This window comes from Nostoc sp. CHAB 5836 (assembly GCF_020829445.1).
In the GTDB taxonomy this organism is placed as follows: Bacteria; Cyanobacteriota; Cyanobacteriia; order Cyanobacteriales; family Nostocaceae; genus Nostoc.
This window is the reverse complement of record NZ_JAIVFV010000140.1, coordinates 1-17,928: the sequence shown is the minus strand read 5'-3', so window position 1 is coordinate 17,928 and position 17,928 is coordinate 1. Positions and strand designations below refer to the sequence as shown.

The window sequence follows — 17,928 nt, the reverse complement described above, 5'->3', positions numbered from 1 at the left end:
CTATAATTTGTCCTACTCCCTGTAAAGAAGGTGCAGCCCGATTTCCACGATTGAACAGCACCACCTGATGTCCTTGTTTCACTAGTAGTTGAGTCAAGTAGACACCAATGAACCGAGTACCACCCATAATCAGAACTCGCATAAATTCACCCTTTCTATATCAGTTGTCGTTAAGAGAGTGGGTAGTAGGGAGTAGGCACAAGGAAAATTACTCATGCCTTATGCCCAATACAACTCTACCAGAGGCTGCACTTCTCGTAGAGAAGGGCAGTACAAGTGCCCAATGCCCATTCTGAGATTATCAGGTTGCAGTATCCATTTGGAACCTCTGAGGGAAAGATTCCGTCCCATTTGCTAATCTGGGGCACTTCCCGTTAATTAATCACAAGGGGAAACTTTTCAGTCGGAGTCTAAGAAAACTATTTTGAATTTTGAATTTTGAATTGTTTAGCTGTGCCCTTGAAATATGCTCTGGTTCATGAGTGGCTGACACCCAAAGCCACCGGTGGTTCCGAACTCGTTGTCCGAGAAATTTTGAATCACATTGATGCTGATTTGTATGCTCTCATCGATTTTGAATCCAGCAATAGAGAAAGTTATTTATACAAGCGTCAGATTGGCAAGACTTTTCTGCAAAACTTTCCCTATGCCCAAAACGGTGTACAGAAATACCTGCCTTTATGGCCCTTGGCAATTGAACAACTGGATTTGCGGCATTATGATGTAATTCTGTCTTCATCTCACGCTGTTGCCAAAGGAATCCTTACCACTGCCGAACAGGTGCATATTTGCTACTGTCACAGCCCTATGCGCTATGCCTGGGACTTAACCTTTGATTATCTGCGCCACAGCAAACTGGGTAGTGGCTTACCTGGCTGGATAACACGATATTTATTACATCGTTTGCGCCAGTGGGATGTATTGAGTGCCAATCGCGTTGATTACTTCATTGCCAACTCGCAGCATACAGCTCGGCGGATTTGGCGTTGCTATCGGCGAGAAGCAACGGTCATTTACCCACCCGTGAATATTGCGGAATTTCCGTTTCTCTCTGAGAAAGAGGACTTTTATCTGACAGTTTCCCGGTTAGTCAGTTATAAGCAAATATCGTTGATTGTCAAGGCTTTTAATCAACTAAAACGACCATTAGTAGTCATTGGTACAGGAGATGAAATGAACAAGATTTGCGAGATGGCAAACTCCAATATCCAAATACTGGGATGGCAACCCGATAATGTGGTAAAAAAATATATGTCTAGGGCTAAAGCATTTGTGTATGCAGCTTGTGAAGATTTTGGTATTGCCCTAGTGGAAGCACAGGCCTGCGGCACGCCAGTAATTGCCTATGGTGCAGGGGGTGCTTTAGAAACCGTGCGAGATATCCGTTCTTGTGCGGATACAGGAACAGGTATATTGTTCAGGACGCAAACAGAGGCGGCTTTAGTGGAGGCAGTAGAAAAGTTTGAAGTGTATCAGGGTTCGTTCAGTTCCGAGTATATGCGATCGCACGCCGCGCAGTTTTCACCGCAAATCTTTGCAAATCGTTATCTAGATTTTGTAAATAAATGCAACGAAAAAAGACCGCTTTTGGAATGATGGTCTTGGTTAATGTCTGATTTTTTAGGCTTTTGGCAATTTCCCCCAGAAGCACATCATTTTAGCTTTAATATTGGGACTATGTGTGGTGTGGATTATTAAGGAGTATGATGACTGCCCAGAGCTCACTCCTCTCCGGCAAGCGAGGCGTACGGCAAGACACTAGAGCGTCTACGCGTATTTTCTTAAAACGCGGTCAAAAAACGAAGACGCCAAGAGTTAAACCCAAAGGTTTACCTTTTCAGGGTTTAAACGGAGAGTTTGCCAAGCGACTGTTCGATATAGTGTTTTCGCTGTCGGTATTAATTTTGTTCTTCCCCGTCTACTTAATTTTGACCTTACTGATTGCCTGTAGCTCAGAAGGCCCAATTTTTTATATCCAGGAACGGGTAGGGAAAAATTACAAAGCGTTTAATTGTATTAAATTCCGAACAATGGTAAGCAATGCGGACGAAATCCTCATGCAAATGATGGAAACATCGCCCGAGTTGCGACAAGAATTTGAGAGCAGTTTTAAGCTGAAACAAGACCCCCGGATTACCAAAATTGGTCGATTTTTGCGAATTACTAGCTTAGACGAATTTCCCCAGTTCTGGAACGTTTTAAAAGGGGATATGAGTGTAGTCGGCCCCCGACCCTTAGTAGCAGAAGAACTGCCAAAATACGGTTGTCACATTGATGAGATTTTAACAATCCGTCCTGGAATTACTGGTTTGTGGCAGGTATCTGGGCGTAATGACATTCCCTATCCTCGGCGAGTCCAAATAGACCTGCATTATGTCAAATTTAGGAATTTGTGGCTTGATTTATGGATCATCTTGAAAACTGTTGATGTAGTCATTCTGCCCAAAAATAACGGAGCATACTGAGTAACTACTTTGGTTGGATTCTGTGGGGCAGTTAATGCCCCTAATTACCAACTGTAAAATAAAAAATATACATTATTCAAAAATCTTGCTTGATCTATTTCAAAGTTTGGCTTAGGTGTTCAAGAACTGTTTTTTACGTATATTTACTAACTAAAAAAGTATTCTAACAACAAAAAATCGTAGGTTTCCCATTAGGCAATTCAGCAATTAGCTGCTAGGTTGTATCAGATTGGCTGTAACTTTTTAATCAAAGACAATAAGGGATAATTTAGGATGACGCAACAAAAGCGAGCGTTAATTACTGGTATTACCGGTCAAGATGGTTCATATCTAACTGAGTTTTTGTTGGAACAAGGTTATGAGGTTCATGGCATCATTCGCCGAACTTCTACCTTCAACACAGACCGCATCGATCACATTTACGAAGACCCCCACAAAGAGGGAGTGCGGTTATTTCTTCACTATGGTGACTTGACCGATGGTACGACCTTGCGGCGCATTTTAGAAGAAGTCAAGCCAGTAGAGATTTACAATCTTGGCGCTCAATCCCATGTCAGAGTCAGCTTTGATTCACCAGAATATACGGTGGATGCTGTAGCAATGGGGACATTGCGTCTGTTGGAAGCAATTCGGGACTACCAACATCGTACCGGAATTCAGGTACGATTTTACCAGGCAGGTTCTTCAGAAATGTACGGTTTAGTACAAGCAATACCTCAAACTGAGACAACGCCCTTTTATCCCCGCAGCCCCTATGCTTGTGCAAAAGTTTATGCCCACTGGCAAACTGTCAATTATCGTGAGTCCTATGGTTTGTTTGCTTGCAACGGTATACTTTTTAACCACGAGTCACCACGGCGAGGTGAAACCTTTGTCACCCGCAAAATTACTAGAGGAGTGGCTGGTATCGTTGCTGGTAAGCAGAAAAAAATTTACATGGGTAATCTAGATGCCAAGCGAGATTGGGGCTATGCGAAGGATTACGTAAAAGCAATGTGGTTGATGTTGCTGCAAGACCAGCCAGACGATTACGTAATTGCTACTGGTGAAACCCACTCGGTGCAGGAATTTTTGGAGATGGCATTTAGTTATGTGAATCTCAACTGGCAAGATTATGTAGAGTTTGATGAGCGTTACCTCCGTCCATCTGAGGTAGATTTATTGATTGGCGATTCTACCAAAGCACGGCAGAAATTGGACTGGAAACCATCAGTAACCTTTCAAGAACTAGTTGCGCTAATGGTAGAAGCAGACTTACAAGCATTGGGTCACACTTCACCCAATGGAAATAGTTCTCAATTTCCAGATGATATTGCGACTATTCGGCAAGAACTGGGCGCTTTGCACTTCTGATTCGCACCACAGAGGATAAAAATATGACCGCCTTAGAACTAAAAAATCAACGCATTCTGGTCACTGGTGGGTCGGGGTTTCTAGGTCGTCAAGTGATAGATCAACTGTGTAAAGCAGGGGCTGATCGTGAGAAGATTACAATACCGCGATCGCGTGACTATGATCTGCGTGTCTGGAAAAATAGCCAACGTGCAGTTGACCAGCAAGATATAGTTATTCACCTAGCAGCTCATGTGGGTGGTATCGGTCTCAACCGCGAAAAACCCGCAGAGTTGTTCTACGATAATTTGATTATGGGAACCCAGCTAATTCACGCTGCCTATCAAGCTGGAGTCAAAAAATTCGTATGTGTTGGCACAATCTGCGCCTATCCTAAATTTACCCCAGTGCCATTTAAAGAAGATGATCTGTGGAATGGCTACCCAGAGGAAACTAATGCTCCTTATGGAATTGCTAAAAAAGCACTTTTAGTCCAATTGCAATCTTACCGCCAGCAGTACGGTTTTAATGGGATTTACCTACTGCCAGTGAATTTGTATGGCCCAGAAGATAACTTTGATTCCGGAAGTTCTCATGTTATTCCAGCGTTAATTAGGAAAGTTCACGAAGCCCAAATTAAGGGAGAAAAGCAACTTCCAATTTGGGGTGATGGCACTCCCACCCGCGAGTTTCTGTATTCAGAAGATGCAGCGCGGGGCATTGTTATGGGGACTCAATTCTATAACGAATCGGAACCAGTTAACTTGGGAACCGGTTCTGAAATCTCCATCCTTGATTTAGTAACTCTCATCTGCGAATTGATGAAGTTTAAAGGTGAAATTGTCTGGCAAACTGACAAGCCTAATGGTCAACCCCGCCGTTGTTTAGATATTGAACGGGCCAAGCTTGCCTTTAATTTTATGGCTCAGGTAAGCTTTGAGCAAGGTCTAAAGAATACCATTGAGTGGTATCGTCAACACGCTGCATAACAATTTACTGGTGAATGTAGGCTGATGATATAAGCTGGGCCATGCCCAGCTTATTTGTTTGACGGTCTAAATTTTCATGAACAAAGTTAATCATCAACTAAATAAAGCAGAACTGCGCCGCACTCTACTCAAAACACGTCAATCAATGTCCGTTGGAGAATGGAGAGAAAAAAGCGATCGCATTTGCTCTCATTTACAAAACTCTACTTTGTTTACCCAGGCAAAAATAATACTCGCTTATTTCAGCTTTCGCCAAGAACCTGACCTCAGTCCACTATTTACAAATACCAAATACCGTTGGGGATTTCCTCGATGCGTTGAGAAATCTCTATGTTGGCATATTTGGACACCGAATGATTCTGTCCAAAGTGGCGCTTATGGTATTACTGAACCCTACCCCGATGCTCCTCTATTAGATGCTGCTGAAGTAGATTTGATTCTCGTCCCCAGTGTAGCTTGCGACTATCGAGGATATCGTTTAGGTTATGGCGGGGGATATTACGATCGCTTCCTCAGTTTACCCCAGTGGCAGACAAAGCCAACTATCGGAATTGTCTTTGAGTTTGCCTATTTGTCCCAAATACCGATTGAACCTTGGGATAAACCACTACAAGCTGTTTCTACAGATACCGGATTGACTCCCAAAAGCTGAAGGATTGAGGATGATGAAAACACATCTTCATGTCACGAAACGTAAATAAGCTTAAAACCCTTACTAATGACAAATGACGAATTGACTTAGGACAGCCTTAGCCAGTTAACTTTAATTGCGCCAACCTACTTAAGTTACGATAAAATTAACCAAATTATCAACTAAAGCCATGTCTGACTCAGTTCAGTATGTCACTAATGCAGAGGGAAAAAAAGTTGGACTACTGTTAGATTTAGAAACTTACCAACAGCTAACTAACTTATCTGTAGATTCCGAATTATTGATTGGTTTAAATCTAGATGAGTTGCAAGCTTTGGCAGCAAGTTATTTATCTCCCAAAGCTCAGATACAGTTACACGAATTATTAGTAAAAAATTCTGAGAATGATTTGTCACATGACGAAACTGAAACTTTAGACAGATTCTTGGCAGAGATTGACCAATTAAATATTCTTAAAACTAGAGCTAGATATAGCTTAAATAAATATTTAGAGAACTGGGAAAGTTATTAACGCTCTTTTATGACTCTGGAGAAAGAATAATCGAGGCGACTGGAAGTCGCGGCTACACAGGCAAAGTCCGCCTGCGCGGACTAACGTGAAAATAGGGTTTCAAATTTCATCTGACGAGAGTAATAAAAGAGCGTTAATCAAATGCTGAACTGGAAAAAATCACGATCGCAAATTCTGCTAATATATGCCCTATTAGGAGCGATCGCACTGGTGATGCTCTTTCCTTTACTATGGCTAATCAGTACAGCCTTAAAATCGCCTACGGAAAATATTTTTCAGTCGCCGCCACAGTTATTGCCTGCGTCACCGACACTAGATAACTTCTTTAGTGTGTGGAACTCTCTACCTTTTGCACAATACCTGTATAACAGTACTTTGGTGTCAGTGCTGACCGTGGGCTTAAATCTGCTGTTTTGCGCTTTAGCTGCCTATCCCTTGGCAAGATTGTCATTTGTAGGGCGAGACGGGATTTTTGTTGCGATCGTCTCCACAATTATGATTCCCTTCCAAATCGTGATGATTCCCCTCTATATTTTGACAGTCCAGTTGGGTTTGAGAAATAGTTATTTAGGGATGATTTTTCCAAGTTTAGCTTCTGCCTTTGGCATTTTTCTGTTGCGCCAAGCTTTCATGAGTGTCCCCAAAGAAATAGAAGAAGCCGCCCGGATGGACGGCAGTTCGGAGTTAGGTTTGTGGTGGTATATTATGTTGCCAGCAATTCGTCCTGCACTGGTAACTTTGGCTATTTTTGTATTCATTGGTGCTTGGAGTGACTTTTTGTGGCCTTTAATTGTCATCCAAGACGAAAATTTATACACTCTTCCTTTGGGAGTTGCGAAGCTGGCAGGGACATTTTCCCTTAACTGGCGGTTGGTAGCTGCTGGCTCAGTGATTGCGATCGCCCCAGTATTATTATTATTTATATTTTTACAACGTTACATTGTACCGACAGAAACAGGTAGTGGGGTCAAGGGATGAAGAAGAAAGTGGAGATGAGGAGGATGAGGGAGCAGGGGGAGATGAGGAGGCAGGGGAAGCAGGGGGACAAATGACAAATGACAAATGACAAATGACAAATGACAAATGACCAATGACAAATGACCAATGACAAATGACAAATGACAAATTCAATAAGCACCAGTCTTTTTCAATACCACCCCGATAGTTTTAATAATCAAACTCAGGTCATAAGTTACAGACCACTTGCGTTGATAATCCATGTCCATTTTGACAATGGTTTCAAAGTCTGTAATGGTTGAACGCCCATTAGCTTGCCATTCTCCGGTAATACCTGGTTTGACTCGCAATCTATCCCAGTGGTGTAGCTCGTAATGGCTGACTTCATCAGGAGTAGGAGGACGAGTACCAACTAAACTCATATCCCCTAACAAAACATTCCAAAATTGGGGTAATTCGTCCAAGCTAGTACGCCGCAAAAATTTACCCACAGGAGTGATGCGAGGATCGTCAACAGATTTAAAGATATGACCTTTAGCTTGGTTTTCAACCAAATGCTTGAGTTTATCCGCATCGACGATCATGGAACGAAATTTCCACATCCGGAAAGTTTTTCCGTTCAAACCACAGCGAATTTGGGAATAAAATATTGGACTTGGCTCATGAGTGAAGGTAGCAATTGCTACTGGAATTGCCACTATAAATGTAATCATCAGCCCCACAATGGCTCCAACAATGTCAATTAATCGTTTTCTGACGCTTAAAGTTGACGGGTGTGAAGGTTGCTCCGAACAATTAATTGCATAAAGATAAAGATTATTCACAAGGGCTAACTTATTTTATTACAGGAATTTTTGCATCAGTAGTTTAGACATGGACATGATCTTTAGTCGATTTTTACTGTTTTTGCCATTACTACTGAGTGTAAATGTACACAATTTTTCCAGAATAGAAAAAGCGAAAACCCAAAATTTACAGAATCTTTCAACTAAAGTGGTAGATTGTAAAACTACAGTATTTTGTCTATCGAATAAAAAATATCCTGCTATGGTAGACATCCAAAAACTACTGTCCTGAAGTAGGGGCGCAAGGTCTTGCGCCCCTACAAATCTATAAATAATTTGGGATAATTTATTTTTTGCAAGTCCCTAATGATCAACCTCTAAGGCGAAATTCACCGTATATGGTTCCTCTAGTGATTGCTGATTACTAGCCTTGATCGCATCTAGATAGCGACGCAAAGACAATAGTTGTTGGGAATTGGGACGATAAGTGAGACTCCCTTGTTTTTCAAAAAGTGGTGCTGTAGCGATCGCCTGATAGTCTGGATTTTCTTGTGAACTCTGGGTTAGCCAGGTTGAGTCTGTAACTGAAGGTATCAAACCCGAAGGTAGTTCACCTTCCAAAAAAGCCAGCAGCCGTTGCTGACAAGTGCGAGTATTGATCCCACGACCCTCAAATAACTGGATAACTTCACCGAAAGATAAGGATCGGTCTGGTAGTAGTCGCAGCAATTCTGTAAATAGGAAATAATCAGTGTATTGTTGCCTGGGTCTATCTAATATCTGCGGATGCAGAGGTAGCATGGCCAAACCATAAGCAACCCGACTGCAATTGGGAGCGCCGTTTTCGCCGAGATATAAATCTTGAATAATTTTAGCGCTGGGGAGTTTTTGTTGTAACCATCGGTTCACAGTGCCGACACCAGCCACTCCACCAGTTAGGATAGCTTGATTAATTGCCTCAGTGGGGATGCCACGAGCTACCAATAACTTGTTGAGTTCTCGGTTCAGGCGGCGCACAAAGGGGATAAATACCTGGCTTTCTAAGTCTCGCTTCTGCAAAATCCATTGTTGATCGGCCAATTCCAGGGTAAAAGAGTCTTGGTGTTGCAAAATTAGCTTTAGGGCTAGTGCAGCATCTAATACCGCCTGTCCTAGTAGAGAACTTTCTAGACGCTGCTGGAGGCGAATTCGAGCGGTGATATCTGGTTCTCCGACTCTGGGTAGTTCTAATTCATCTAACCCTAAACTCTGCCAACGCATTTGGTCTAAACCGGGAATTGATGGTTGCCATTGCCAAGGATTACTGGTGATAGTTTTGCGATTGCTTGGTATTTCTGGGCGTGATTGCCGAGATTTCGGTGGCAATAGTAGCTGGCAGATTATATCTTGTTCAATTCCTTTGCCAGCGTATGCAAAACTGTGGAGCATGAAGTCATTGTATGTCAATTGCAGCGAGTTTTCTGGTACATTCACCAGCAACATTTCTGTGGCAGTTGTTCCAATGTTAATCACAAGGGTGTTGCCAACAATGGGATGTTCGCTGGTTTTTGCTGGATGAGAACCTTGAGGGTCGCTTAATTTTACTTGCTCACCGTTAGCAGCATCGAGTTCTGGGAGTAAACTAGCGATCGCTTCTTCGACAAAAAACACTTGCTGCGGATGTTGAATCAGTTTACTGGTGAGTAAAGCTTCCCGCACATTAAAGCGGTATTGTTCCGACCAGTTAGATGGACAGGTACAAATTACACCAGCAATGTTATTGATAATCTGGGGAAAATTTTGTTCGCTGATCCCAACAGCAGCAGCCATTAAACTAGGGGTAGTACAAGTTTTTTCGGATTTGAGGGTCAATAGTAGCTTAGAGAGCGATCGTACAACCCAAATCAAAGGCCCTGCCGAAAATTCATTTAATTGCAAAACAGGTTCCCATTTTTGTAGTTTATTCTTGTAGGGAATGGCTACTTGCAAGTATGGCTTCAATTGTGCCGAGTAGAGGTTATTTGTCGTCCGCTCTGCTGTTGATCTTGGTGTTGCAGGATTAGTGGCGGAATGGTCAGGCACTTTATCTTGAGCAACAGCCGCAGGTGCTGTCTGCTCATGTGTTTCTATACTTTCATTGTCACCGTGGGGTACAGAAGCTGTAGGTAGATAAACCTCTGTTGGTAAACGAAAGGATTGCTGGAAGGAAGTTGTTCCTGGCGGATTTTCTGCTGACCAGTAGATCGGATATACAACAAAAGTGGAACGATTTAATAATGCGGCGGAAATTCCGGTTGTACCTAAATCAATTCCTAAATACCAGACTGATTCTACAACATTGGGCGAAACTTCTGGATTATTTATAGAGTTGGAAATTGGAGGTAAATAACTTTCTTGAATGGGAGTTGTGACTTGCTTTTTTTTTTCAGTTTCTATCTGGGGAACTGGCAAACTGAAGAAAGCACCAGTTGAGGTATTCTCTGCTATTTGGAGATTTTCAGGGGAAGTTGCGGGGATTGTGTCTTGAGTTTTATCCAGTGGTTCCGAAAAAATATCCAAGTTAGTAGCTGGCTGTGACTCAGAATTAAGTTGCCGATCGAAATTAGCCAAATCCCGATCTAATTGTTGCAACTGCTCTTCATCTAGAAAAATATCAGGTAGGGCTGAAGCCTGATTTGACTCAATAGAAAGCAAGTTTTCTTGTCGTGAAGCAGGAATGTAGTTATCTGAAGGCGGTTCTGGCTGATCATCGTTAATTAATACTTCCGATGTCGCGATACCTTCTTTGCCAGACGCTTCGCGTAGCTTGCTTTCCCGTAGGGGTACGGTAGGCTTCTCTACGAGACTCTGCGCGTAGCTTACTTCCCCGTAGGGGAATGCCAACGCACTTTCTGCTATTTCTGGACTAACTTGTGCTGTAGTTGTGGCATGATCCACAGAGGATGATACTTCCAGCAGTTGCTGCTCACTACCTGTATCCGGCAAGAGGTCAGTTAGGGTATTAATTGTATCAACACTAGCTGGCTGAGTGTCGAGTTCCACCGGGAAACTGTCTGTTTGTGGCACAGAAAAGCTCAGAGGGGAGTCTAGGTCAGTATTTTCTTCAAAAAATAGTTCTTCCTCTGGCTGTGATGATGAATCTGTAGTTTCTCCTAAAGTCTCTTGGGTTGAAAGCTCTATCTCTGTTGTCACAATTGCAGAATCCCCAGTTGATGAACTCTCAGGGGTCTGCGACGGTGATGGGGAGGCTGTGGAAGCAGATAAGTCATTTGTGGCAACATCGAAGCTTAGATTATTAATATCACCGCTACCAAACAAACTGGCGTAAAGTTGGTCTACTTGATCACCAATTAACGCAGAAATGTCTTGCGTTAATTCCGCCGAAGTTTTACAAGATTGAGACGAGTCTAAGCCAAGCTGCAACAGCACTGCATCTAAATCTTCTGTGAGAGTAGTCTCCTGTTGCTCAAAATTAATTGTGAGTGAAGATGAAGTTTCTGGCTCTATCAGCTCCAAAGGTTGGGGTGCAACTTCAGCAGTGATCTCGGCTGGGTCAGCTAATGATGATGGTGTCTCAGGTTCTATCCCCAGAAAAGATCGCTGGGAACTAGGGGATTCTTGCTGCAAATGCTGGGTCAAATTGTTGAGAAAGCTGGCCATCATCTGTTCGCCTTGCATCCCCTGACTATGCATTCTTGCCAATGCTTGCGACAGGGATTCGTAATAAGTATTAATGTTGCGCTGTAGTGCCTCAAAGACTACATTCACCGTCCCATCTAGTGATAATAGGCGTTGATCTAATTCCCTGGACAACTGGGTTAAGCGCTCCACAGGATCTGGTGATTCTAACAAAGATTGAGTTGTAGAGGTTGCGTGATTAGTTACTCCTGAAGAACTGGCAGAATTTTCCCCCGTCTGTGCTAGCACTGGCGTTATCGTTGGCACAAGGTGATTCATGAGTACCTGTAAAAACTCGGTAATCATTTGCTCCTGGTTTGTCAACTGCTGCGCTAAGGAGTAGTTTTGCAAACGCTTTTGCTCTAGCTGCCGAATTTCCTGGATGACAGTGGCTCGCTCTTGCAAGAGCAATTCTAATTCCGATCGCAATGGCTGGATCAATCTCGACAATTCATTTTTTAATTGTCCCGTTTCAGCAGGACTCTCTTGTTGACTGGGTTCCAGCTGCGGTTGTGAATACTGGTTATTACCTTGATCGATAAATTTTGTTAACAAAGGCGATCGCGGTTCTTCAGAAGACTGATTTGGGATGCCGCTCTGTAATGCTTCTTGTTCTTGTAACCTTACCAAGAAGTTGCGAATTCGTTCTAAAACTTCTTTAGGCTCTTGCGCCTGACCAGACAAAAATCTAGACAGGCGCTTGCCACCACTGGCAAGTAAGTTGTCAATGTCTGCGATCAACTTTGCAATTTCATCTGCACTGGAACTCACTCTCATAACCTTATATATAAATTATATAAATGTATGTCAACGAATCTTACAATTGCTTTACAATCACTAAAGTTTTGAGTAGCAAAGGCTGCTGCTTGGACTAGTGACTGTCATTATGTTATGGATTACTGGGGGTCGTGGCAATCTTCAGTCAGCGTTTGTCTAAGAAGCTTCCTTTTGGCAATGATTGGTTGCTTACTTTTGAAAATGGACATGGAGGAAAGGAACTCTTTTTCTGGTATGATTGTACATCTTGACCTTCCGGGTTCAAAATCGCTCTTTGTTCGCGTAGCGTCTCCCTTAGGAGAGGGAAACCTCAAGATTGCGTTTTTCACCATCAATGCCCTAAGAGACTTCTAATTAAAAAATATCCCGTCGTAAGGGCGCAAGGCGTTGGTCTCCTGCAAATGTAAAAATAATTTTGGATAATTTATCAAAAAAGTAAAGGTTCAAAACCTCGTCTGTAAGTAGGGCGAAAAAGTCCTTGGATCTCAAGGTAGGTAAAAACCTTTTTTGCGTCCTTCTCCCAGAGGGAGACCCAACTAGGACTTACACAATATAGCGGTTCTCAATTGCATGGAATACAGACCTAACCCCCAGCCCCTTCCCTGCAAGGGAAGGGGAGTAATATTCAAAGCCTCTCTCCTTTTAGGAGAGAGGAATGGAAGTGAGGTCAAACTGTATTGCATCCAAGCGAGAACCGCTATATTTCTCTCTTCCTTTAAGGAGAGAGACTTTGAATTTCTCCCTTCCCGCGACGAGTTGGGGGTTAGGGGGTTAGGTTTTTGGTGGACTTTTCCACATAACCTGAATTGTCAGGTCTATAGTCCGTAATCAATGCCCAATACTTCTCTACGAGAGGCTGCGCTTCGACTTCGCTCAGTGACCACGCCAACGACTTCGCAGTTCCTGAGCGTAGTGGAACGCCAGTGCGATCGCACCAGAAGAGCAGTACAAGTGCCGAATGCCCAATGACTCACTAGAGTGTACTCTGATGTCAAAGGTTTACACCACCCAGGAGCTAATTCAAATTTTGGCAGATGAACGCCAAGCTTGCCTCAAAGGAAAACGTCTAAAATTAGAAATAACACTCTCTGGCAATCCTGTAATTGACCAGTTTATCAGAACTGATGGGCTACAACAGTTCACTGCTTATCAAGATTTCAAAACTGCAATTCACAATTATCAGAGAGAAAATCAAGTTTCAGGTATTATCTGGCGGGAAGTAACAGTTAAAGGGAAAAACTTGTACTATCCTGAAATAGATAGTGAGTTAATTGCCCTCACTACTGACTTGGAGATATTAAAAGCTGCTAAAAATTCCATCCTAGAATTTTGGTATCAGGTAACTATAGGGATGGAATTATACTTGAGTTTCAATAATAGTAAACAGCATCAACAAATTGTCATATCTGATGTAGAAAGAATTGTTCAAAGAACCGAATGGGCAAGTTTGTGCAAGTGGGAAAATTCTAGCTTTTTGGAAATGATTTTGCAGCTAGGATGGGGTAAACCAGAAGAAGCTTATTATAAACGAGGAAGGCCGCGATCGGGTAGTGAATATATTCATGCAGTCAATCCCGGTAATCGCCCCATTGGTTGACGTATCGATTTTGGGTAACTTCTCAAATAGAAAGGTGCGTTACACTTCGTTAACGCACCCTACAAAATATTTCTTAAATCAGAAAATTGTCCGAAAACAGGAAATATAGCGGTTCTTGGTTGAGTGCAATACAGACCTAACCCCCAGCCCCTTCCCTGTAAGGGAAGGGGAGTAAGATTCAAAGCCTCTCTCCTTTTAGGAGAGAGGTTTGGAGAGAGGTCGAATTGTATTGCTTCCATTCGAGAACCGCTATATTATTGACTTTTGACTTCTCAATTAGCGACTCTATCTGTAACAGAAATTTTACCTGTACAGATAAGTAGTAAGATGAAAGTACGTGATGTAATCAAGCGAGTGGAAGCTGATGGTTGGTATCTTGATAGAAGTGACATACTCCTACACTGTACTGTACTCAGTACAGTGTAGGCTTCTCACCCAATCCGGCTATTGCTTAGGAGGCGATGAGCTTTATTAGAGAGACGGAATGCCCTGCCGCCCCTGTTTATTAATTTTAACTTAGATTTGTTCGTTTCCTCCATGTTTCCCGACCGCGCTGTCCCATGGGTCGGGAAACTGTCGTCAACTCACTCGCAATTCATCCCACGCTCCTAAAAGTGAGACGTGGGGCTTCTTGCTGTTTCAGCTAAAGGTAGTCATCGACAATTCAAGCATCCTGATAAACCAGGTTTAGTTACAGTTCCAGGTAAATTGTCTGACGACTTAGCCCCTGGTACTCTCAGTAGTATTTGGAGGCAAGCACAGTTATAAGGAGAACGGCAATGCATTATGTAGTGGTGATTGAAAAGGCGGATAGTAATTACTCTGCTTATGTGCCTGATTTACCAGGTTGTGTAACTACAGGTGAAACCTTAGAAGAAGTCAAGCAGATGATTGCAGAAGCTATTGAATTTCATCTAGAAGGAATGCTAGAAGATGGTTTACCTATTCCTAAACCGACAAGCATTGCTCATGAGGTTGAAGTTGCAAACTACATCAAAATATAATTATAGGAAATCACTAAATTAGCTCTAAACAATCCTTCTAATACACTGTGGCGGAAGTTCGCACTGCACTTTTAAGTTACAATTTCACGCCGGATACACAGCAGCTATTTGGTGTTGATGCTGGTGCTGGAGATTTTAAATAACAAACAGCATTAGCACCTTGTACTCCTGGTCGAACATAAGTATAAGCACTACACCTGCTATCATTAATACAAGACTCCTGACAAACTGAAGCGGATGGTGAAGTCGTCATAAAAGATGTGTAATCGCTACCTGCTCTGTCTCTACCAAATTCAGCAGTTACGACATAACGTGGAATAGTGGTTGAGAGTGGAGCCACTTGAGCTGTGGCAGGTTGAGCCAATGATGTGAAGTTTACAGCCGTACTAAAACCTAAAATTAGCAAAAGTGCCAATCCAAAAAATATAATATTTTTTGGGAAAACAAAATTTTTCTTTGCATATTCCCAAGCTGCGACCATTTTTAATTTCATAAATCTCTTCTGGCTGCACAGTATTATTCTTTAGCTGTTTAGAATACAGTTATTTGCTAGGAGATAGAAAAAATGTTAATAATTTTACATAATTTCTCTCCTTTCTCTCGTTCCCAGTCTCTGGCTGGGAATGCCTATGGGAGGCTCCGCCTCCCTGACTCGCAGAGCCGCAAATGAATTAAGGGGATGTTTGAAAAGTCTAATTTCTTACTAGCCGGGCGACTATAAGTCGCGGCTACACAGACAAAACCCACCTTCGTGGGTTAAAAACCTTTAATTTCCCTTAGTCTACGGAGGTGGACTTCTCTTCGAGACGCTACGCGAACGCTTGTGTAGTAGCGAATTCTATTCGCCCAATATTTTTAAAACATCTTTAAAACATCCTCTAAGGCAGGGGGGATGAAAGAATCGAGTTGTATTGAAGCTTCTCTCCTCCCGCCCAAGCAAGGGACAACTGACGAAAACGATCGCCCCGCACTTCAAAATTCGGGTATTGGTCGAAACTGGCACAAGCCGGAGATAGCAACACTACACGCGCTTGATATTCTTTAGCTAATTCTGCTGCTCTAGGTACTGCCTTTTCCATCGTTTCCACAATTTCGTAAGCATAATACCCCACTTCTTGCAGACGTTGGGCAAATGCGGGTGCAGCAGAGCCAATCAATAATACAGCAGCAGCTTGGGAGTGAATTTTTGCTAGCCAACCAGTATCATCACCGGCTTTAGCTTCTCCACCAGCAATTAAAATCGCTGGACTCTTAACCGATGCTAAACCAACTTCGGCAGCATCGTAGTTGGTAGCTTTGCTATCGTTAATAAAATCAATACCTTCCCATGTGCAGATATGCTCCAAACGATGAGGAACACCGGGGAATTCGATAATAGCACGGGCGATCGCATCACAATTAATTCCTGCTAATCTTGCCGTAGCTACTGCCATCAAGAGATTTTGCTGGTTATGTTCTCCCACCATTCGCAAACTAGATACTTTCACGATCGCTTCTGGTGCAGAGGTTGCAGTCAATTTTTCCACAACCCAGCCGTCTTCAATATAAAAGCCTTTTTCGCTAATTAGGAAATCTTTTCCTTTGACACTTGTCCAATAAGCATCAGGCCAAGCACTTAAACCTAACTTGCTCAAGTATGCATCATCGCCATTGAATACTTGCAACTCAGACTGACGTAATAACTTAGCTTTGATGTTGTAATAGTTCTCTAAAGTCTGATGGCGACTCAGATGATCCGGTGTGAAAGTCGTCCAAACACCGATACGGGGAGCAAGAGAACTAGAAGATTCTATTTGATAGCTGCTAATTTCGGCAATCACCCAATCGAGTGAGGGGGATGAGGGGGATGAGGGGGATGAGGGGGATGAGGGGGATGAGGGGGATGAGGAAGAATTTACTTCCCTATCTCCCCCTGCTCCCTCATCTCCCCCTGCTCCCTCATCTCCCCCTGCTCCCTCATCTCCCCCTGCTCCCTCATCTCCCCCTGCTCCCCCTGCCCCTCTGCCCGCCCAAGATAGGGCAACTTCACAGGCGGCGTAGCCAATGTTACCGCAAGCTGGTGCATTTAATTCTGCTGCTTGGAAAATGGCGGCAATTAAAGCTGTGGTAGTAGTTTTGCCATTAGTGCCGGTAATTCCTACCCAAGGTAGCGATGCCTGCGGCTGGCTGCGCCAACGCAAATTTCGCCAAGCGAGTTCCATTTCCCCAATGGTTTCAATACCTAATTGGCGTGCCTCAATTAATACGGGAATATCCCAAGGTACGCCAGGACTAACAACTATTAATTTAGGTAAATTAGCACCTTTCAATTCTAGGGATTGGCCGAGTTTAACGGTTATTTGCTCGGCAGCGAGTTCTTGTTGTTGTTCTAGGAGGGTTTCGGAGGTGTTGCGTGAAGCGAAGCTGTCCGCACTGGCGGAATCGCTCACCTCTACCTCCCAACCTTCCTGTTTCAACAATCTCGCCGCAGCAACACCGGACTTTCCCAATCCAATTACAGAAGCTCTAGGCATAGATTGCAGCAGAGTGTCCCTGGTTAAGCACTCCCTATAGTAGCGTTTATTGGCAAAAATTACACAAGTTTTTGTTGACCTACGCTACAGATTTTTGACGATCGCCCCAAAGTCAGCTAAAACACGGGCATGATTGCGAACTAGTCCCAGCAGATGTAATCGATTACGCTTAATTTCTGGATCGGAGTCCATAACTAAAACGCTATCTGGCCCATCAAAGAAGTTACTAACTGTCGGAGCAATTTTTGCTAATGCTACTACTAATAGTTGATAATTTCGTGTTTGCTGTGCTGTTTGAGTTTGTGGTACTGATTCGATTAGGGCATGATACAAAGCGACTTCAGAGGGCTTTTGGAATAGTTCTTGACGAACTACGGTTGTTGGTTCTAGCTGTTTTGTATCCAAATCACCTTGGGCGGCTAATCGTGTGGAACGGTTAACGGTTTCGTAGATGTTATCTAAGGTACTGTCGTTGCGGATTTGTTGTACGTATAAGGCGCGATCGCGTACATCTAATAAATCCTTTAATGTCCGTTCTGTGTATTCTGGGTCATTTTCTCCTAAAACTGCATTTACTAAGTCATAATCAATCTGTTTTTCTTCTTGCAAAAAAGTGCGAATGCGTTGCGATAAAAACTCTTGTAAGGCTTCGGTTAATGATGCCTAATCTTTGTAATATGTTGCTGCAA

15 protein-coding genes and 1 pseudogene are annotated in these 17,928 nt (G+C 43.0%); 10 read left to right on the top strand and 6 right to left on the bottom strand.

Translation table 11 applies throughout. The annotated features are described in order from the left end of the window. A partial coding sequence (locus tag LC605_RS23440; RefSeq protein WP_229549918.1) for an NAD-dependent epimerase/dehydratase family protein occupies positions 1–142 on the bottom strand: 142 nt, incomplete at its 3' end. 311 nt (positions 143–453) lie between these two features. On the opposite strand from LC605_RS23440, the gene LC605_RS23435 reads away from it, so the two are divergent. The 7 genes from LC605_RS23435 to LC605_RS23405 all read left to right on the top strand — a co-directional run bounded on the left by LC605_RS23435 (position 454) and on the right by LC605_RS23405 (position 6,927). Then, positions 454–1,596 carry a glycosyltransferase gene (locus LC605_RS23435; RefSeq protein WP_229549915.1) on the top strand — a complete coding sequence of 381 codons (1,143 nt, stop codon included), beginning with the start codon at positions 454–456 and terminating at the stop codon, positions 1,594–1,596. A gap of 110 nt (positions 1,597–1,706) precedes the next feature. Further along, the gene (locus LC605_RS23430) at positions 1,707–2,465 is read left to right on the top strand and encodes a sugar transferase (RefSeq protein ID WP_229549917.1); all 759 of its coding nucleotides are present in this window, start codon (positions 1,707–1,709) and stop codon (positions 2,463–2,465) included. A 273-nt stretch (positions 2,466–2,738) separates the two neighbouring features. Continuing rightward, positions 2,739–3,818 carry a GDP-mannose 4,6-dehydratase gene (gene gmd / locus LC605_RS23425; protein WP_229549914.1) on the top strand — a complete coding sequence of 360 codons (1,080 nt, stop codon included), beginning with the start codon at positions 2,739–2,741 and terminating at the stop codon, positions 3,816–3,818. Between the two features lie 23 nt (positions 3,819–3,841). Further along, complete coding sequence (locus LC605_RS23420; RefSeq protein ID WP_229549913.1) at positions 3,842–4,786, top strand: GDP-L-fucose synthase; 945 nt, start codon at positions 3,842–3,844, stop codon at positions 4,784–4,786. Between the two features lie 76 nt (positions 4,787–4,862). Next, positions 4,863–5,438: a 5-formyltetrahydrofolate cyclo-ligase gene (locus tag LC605_RS23415; RefSeq protein WP_229549912.1), complete on the top strand. Its 576-nt coding sequence runs from the start codon at positions 4,863–4,865 to the stop codon at positions 5,436–5,438. 169 nt (positions 5,439–5,607) lie between these two features. Beyond that, positions 5,608–5,949 carry a hypothetical protein gene (locus tag LC605_RS23410; protein WP_229549911.1) on the top strand — a complete coding sequence of 114 codons (342 nt, stop codon included), beginning with the start codon at positions 5,608–5,610 and terminating at the stop codon, positions 5,947–5,949. Between the two features lie 141 nt (positions 5,950–6,090). Then, positions 6,091–6,927 carry a carbohydrate ABC transporter permease gene (locus LC605_RS23405; RefSeq protein WP_229549910.1) on the top strand — a complete coding sequence of 279 codons (837 nt, stop codon included), beginning with the start codon at positions 6,091–6,093 and terminating at the stop codon, positions 6,925–6,927. 149 nt (positions 6,928–7,076) lie between these two features. Here LC605_RS23405 and LC605_RS23400 read toward each other — a convergent pair whose 3' ends face one another. Both LC605_RS23400 and LC605_RS23395 read right to left on the bottom strand, forming a co-directional pair. Further along, on the bottom strand, positions 7,077–7,730 hold the full coding sequence (locus tag LC605_RS23400; protein ID WP_229549909.1) for a sugar transferase: 654 nt from the start codon (positions 7,728–7,730) through the stop codon (positions 7,077–7,079). Positions 7,731–8,054: 324 nt separating this feature from the next. Beyond that, positions 8,055–12,119 carry a hypothetical protein gene (locus LC605_RS23395; RefSeq protein ID WP_229549908.1) on the bottom strand — a complete coding sequence of 1,355 codons (4,065 nt, stop codon included), beginning with the start codon at positions 12,117–12,119 and terminating at the stop codon, positions 8,055–8,057. 994 nt (positions 12,120–13,113) lie between these two features. On the opposite strand from LC605_RS23395, the gene LC605_RS23390 reads away from it, so the two are divergent. The 3 genes from LC605_RS23390 (at position 13,114) to LC605_RS23380 (ending at position 14,726) form a co-directional block, all read left to right on the top strand. Further along, positions 13,114–13,722 (top strand): hypothetical protein, encoded by a 609-nt coding sequence (locus LC605_RS23390; RefSeq protein ID WP_229549916.1) that lies wholly within the window; start codon positions 13,114–13,116, stop codon positions 13,720–13,722. Between the two features lie 621 nt (positions 13,723–14,343). Then, positions 14,344–14,490 carry a type II toxin-antitoxin system HicA family toxin gene (locus LC605_RS23385; RefSeq protein ID WP_229549907.1) on the top strand — a complete coding sequence of 49 codons (147 nt, stop codon included), beginning with the start codon at positions 14,344–14,346 and terminating at the stop codon, positions 14,488–14,490. An 11-nt stretch (positions 14,491–14,501) separates the two neighbouring features. Beyond that, a complete protein-coding gene (locus tag LC605_RS23380; RefSeq protein WP_229549906.1) occupies positions 14,502–14,726 on the top strand; it encodes a type II toxin-antitoxin system HicB family antitoxin in 225 nt (74 codons plus the stop codon). A 76-nt stretch (positions 14,727–14,802) separates the two neighbouring features. Here the strand turns inward: LC605_RS23380 and LC605_RS23375 are convergent, their stop codons facing one another. The 3 genes and pseudogenes from LC605_RS23375 to LC605_RS23365 form a co-directional block, all read right to left on the bottom strand. Then, the gene (locus LC605_RS23375; protein ID WP_229549905.1) at positions 14,803–15,219 is read right to left on the bottom strand and encodes a PAN domain-containing protein; all 417 of its coding nucleotides are present in this window, start codon (positions 15,217–15,219) and stop codon (positions 14,803–14,805) included. A gap of 385 nt (positions 15,220–15,604) precedes the next feature. After that, entirely contained in the window at positions 15,605–17,239 is a 1,635-nt protein-coding gene (murD, locus tag LC605_RS23370) for a UDP-N-acetylmuramoyl-L-alanine--D-glutamate ligase (protein ID WP_229549904.1), read from the bottom strand. 84 nt (positions 17,240–17,323) lie between these two features. Beyond that, a pseudogene (locus tag LC605_RS23365) lies at positions 17,324–17,928 on the bottom strand (DALR anticodon-binding domain-containing protein); the annotation flags it as partial.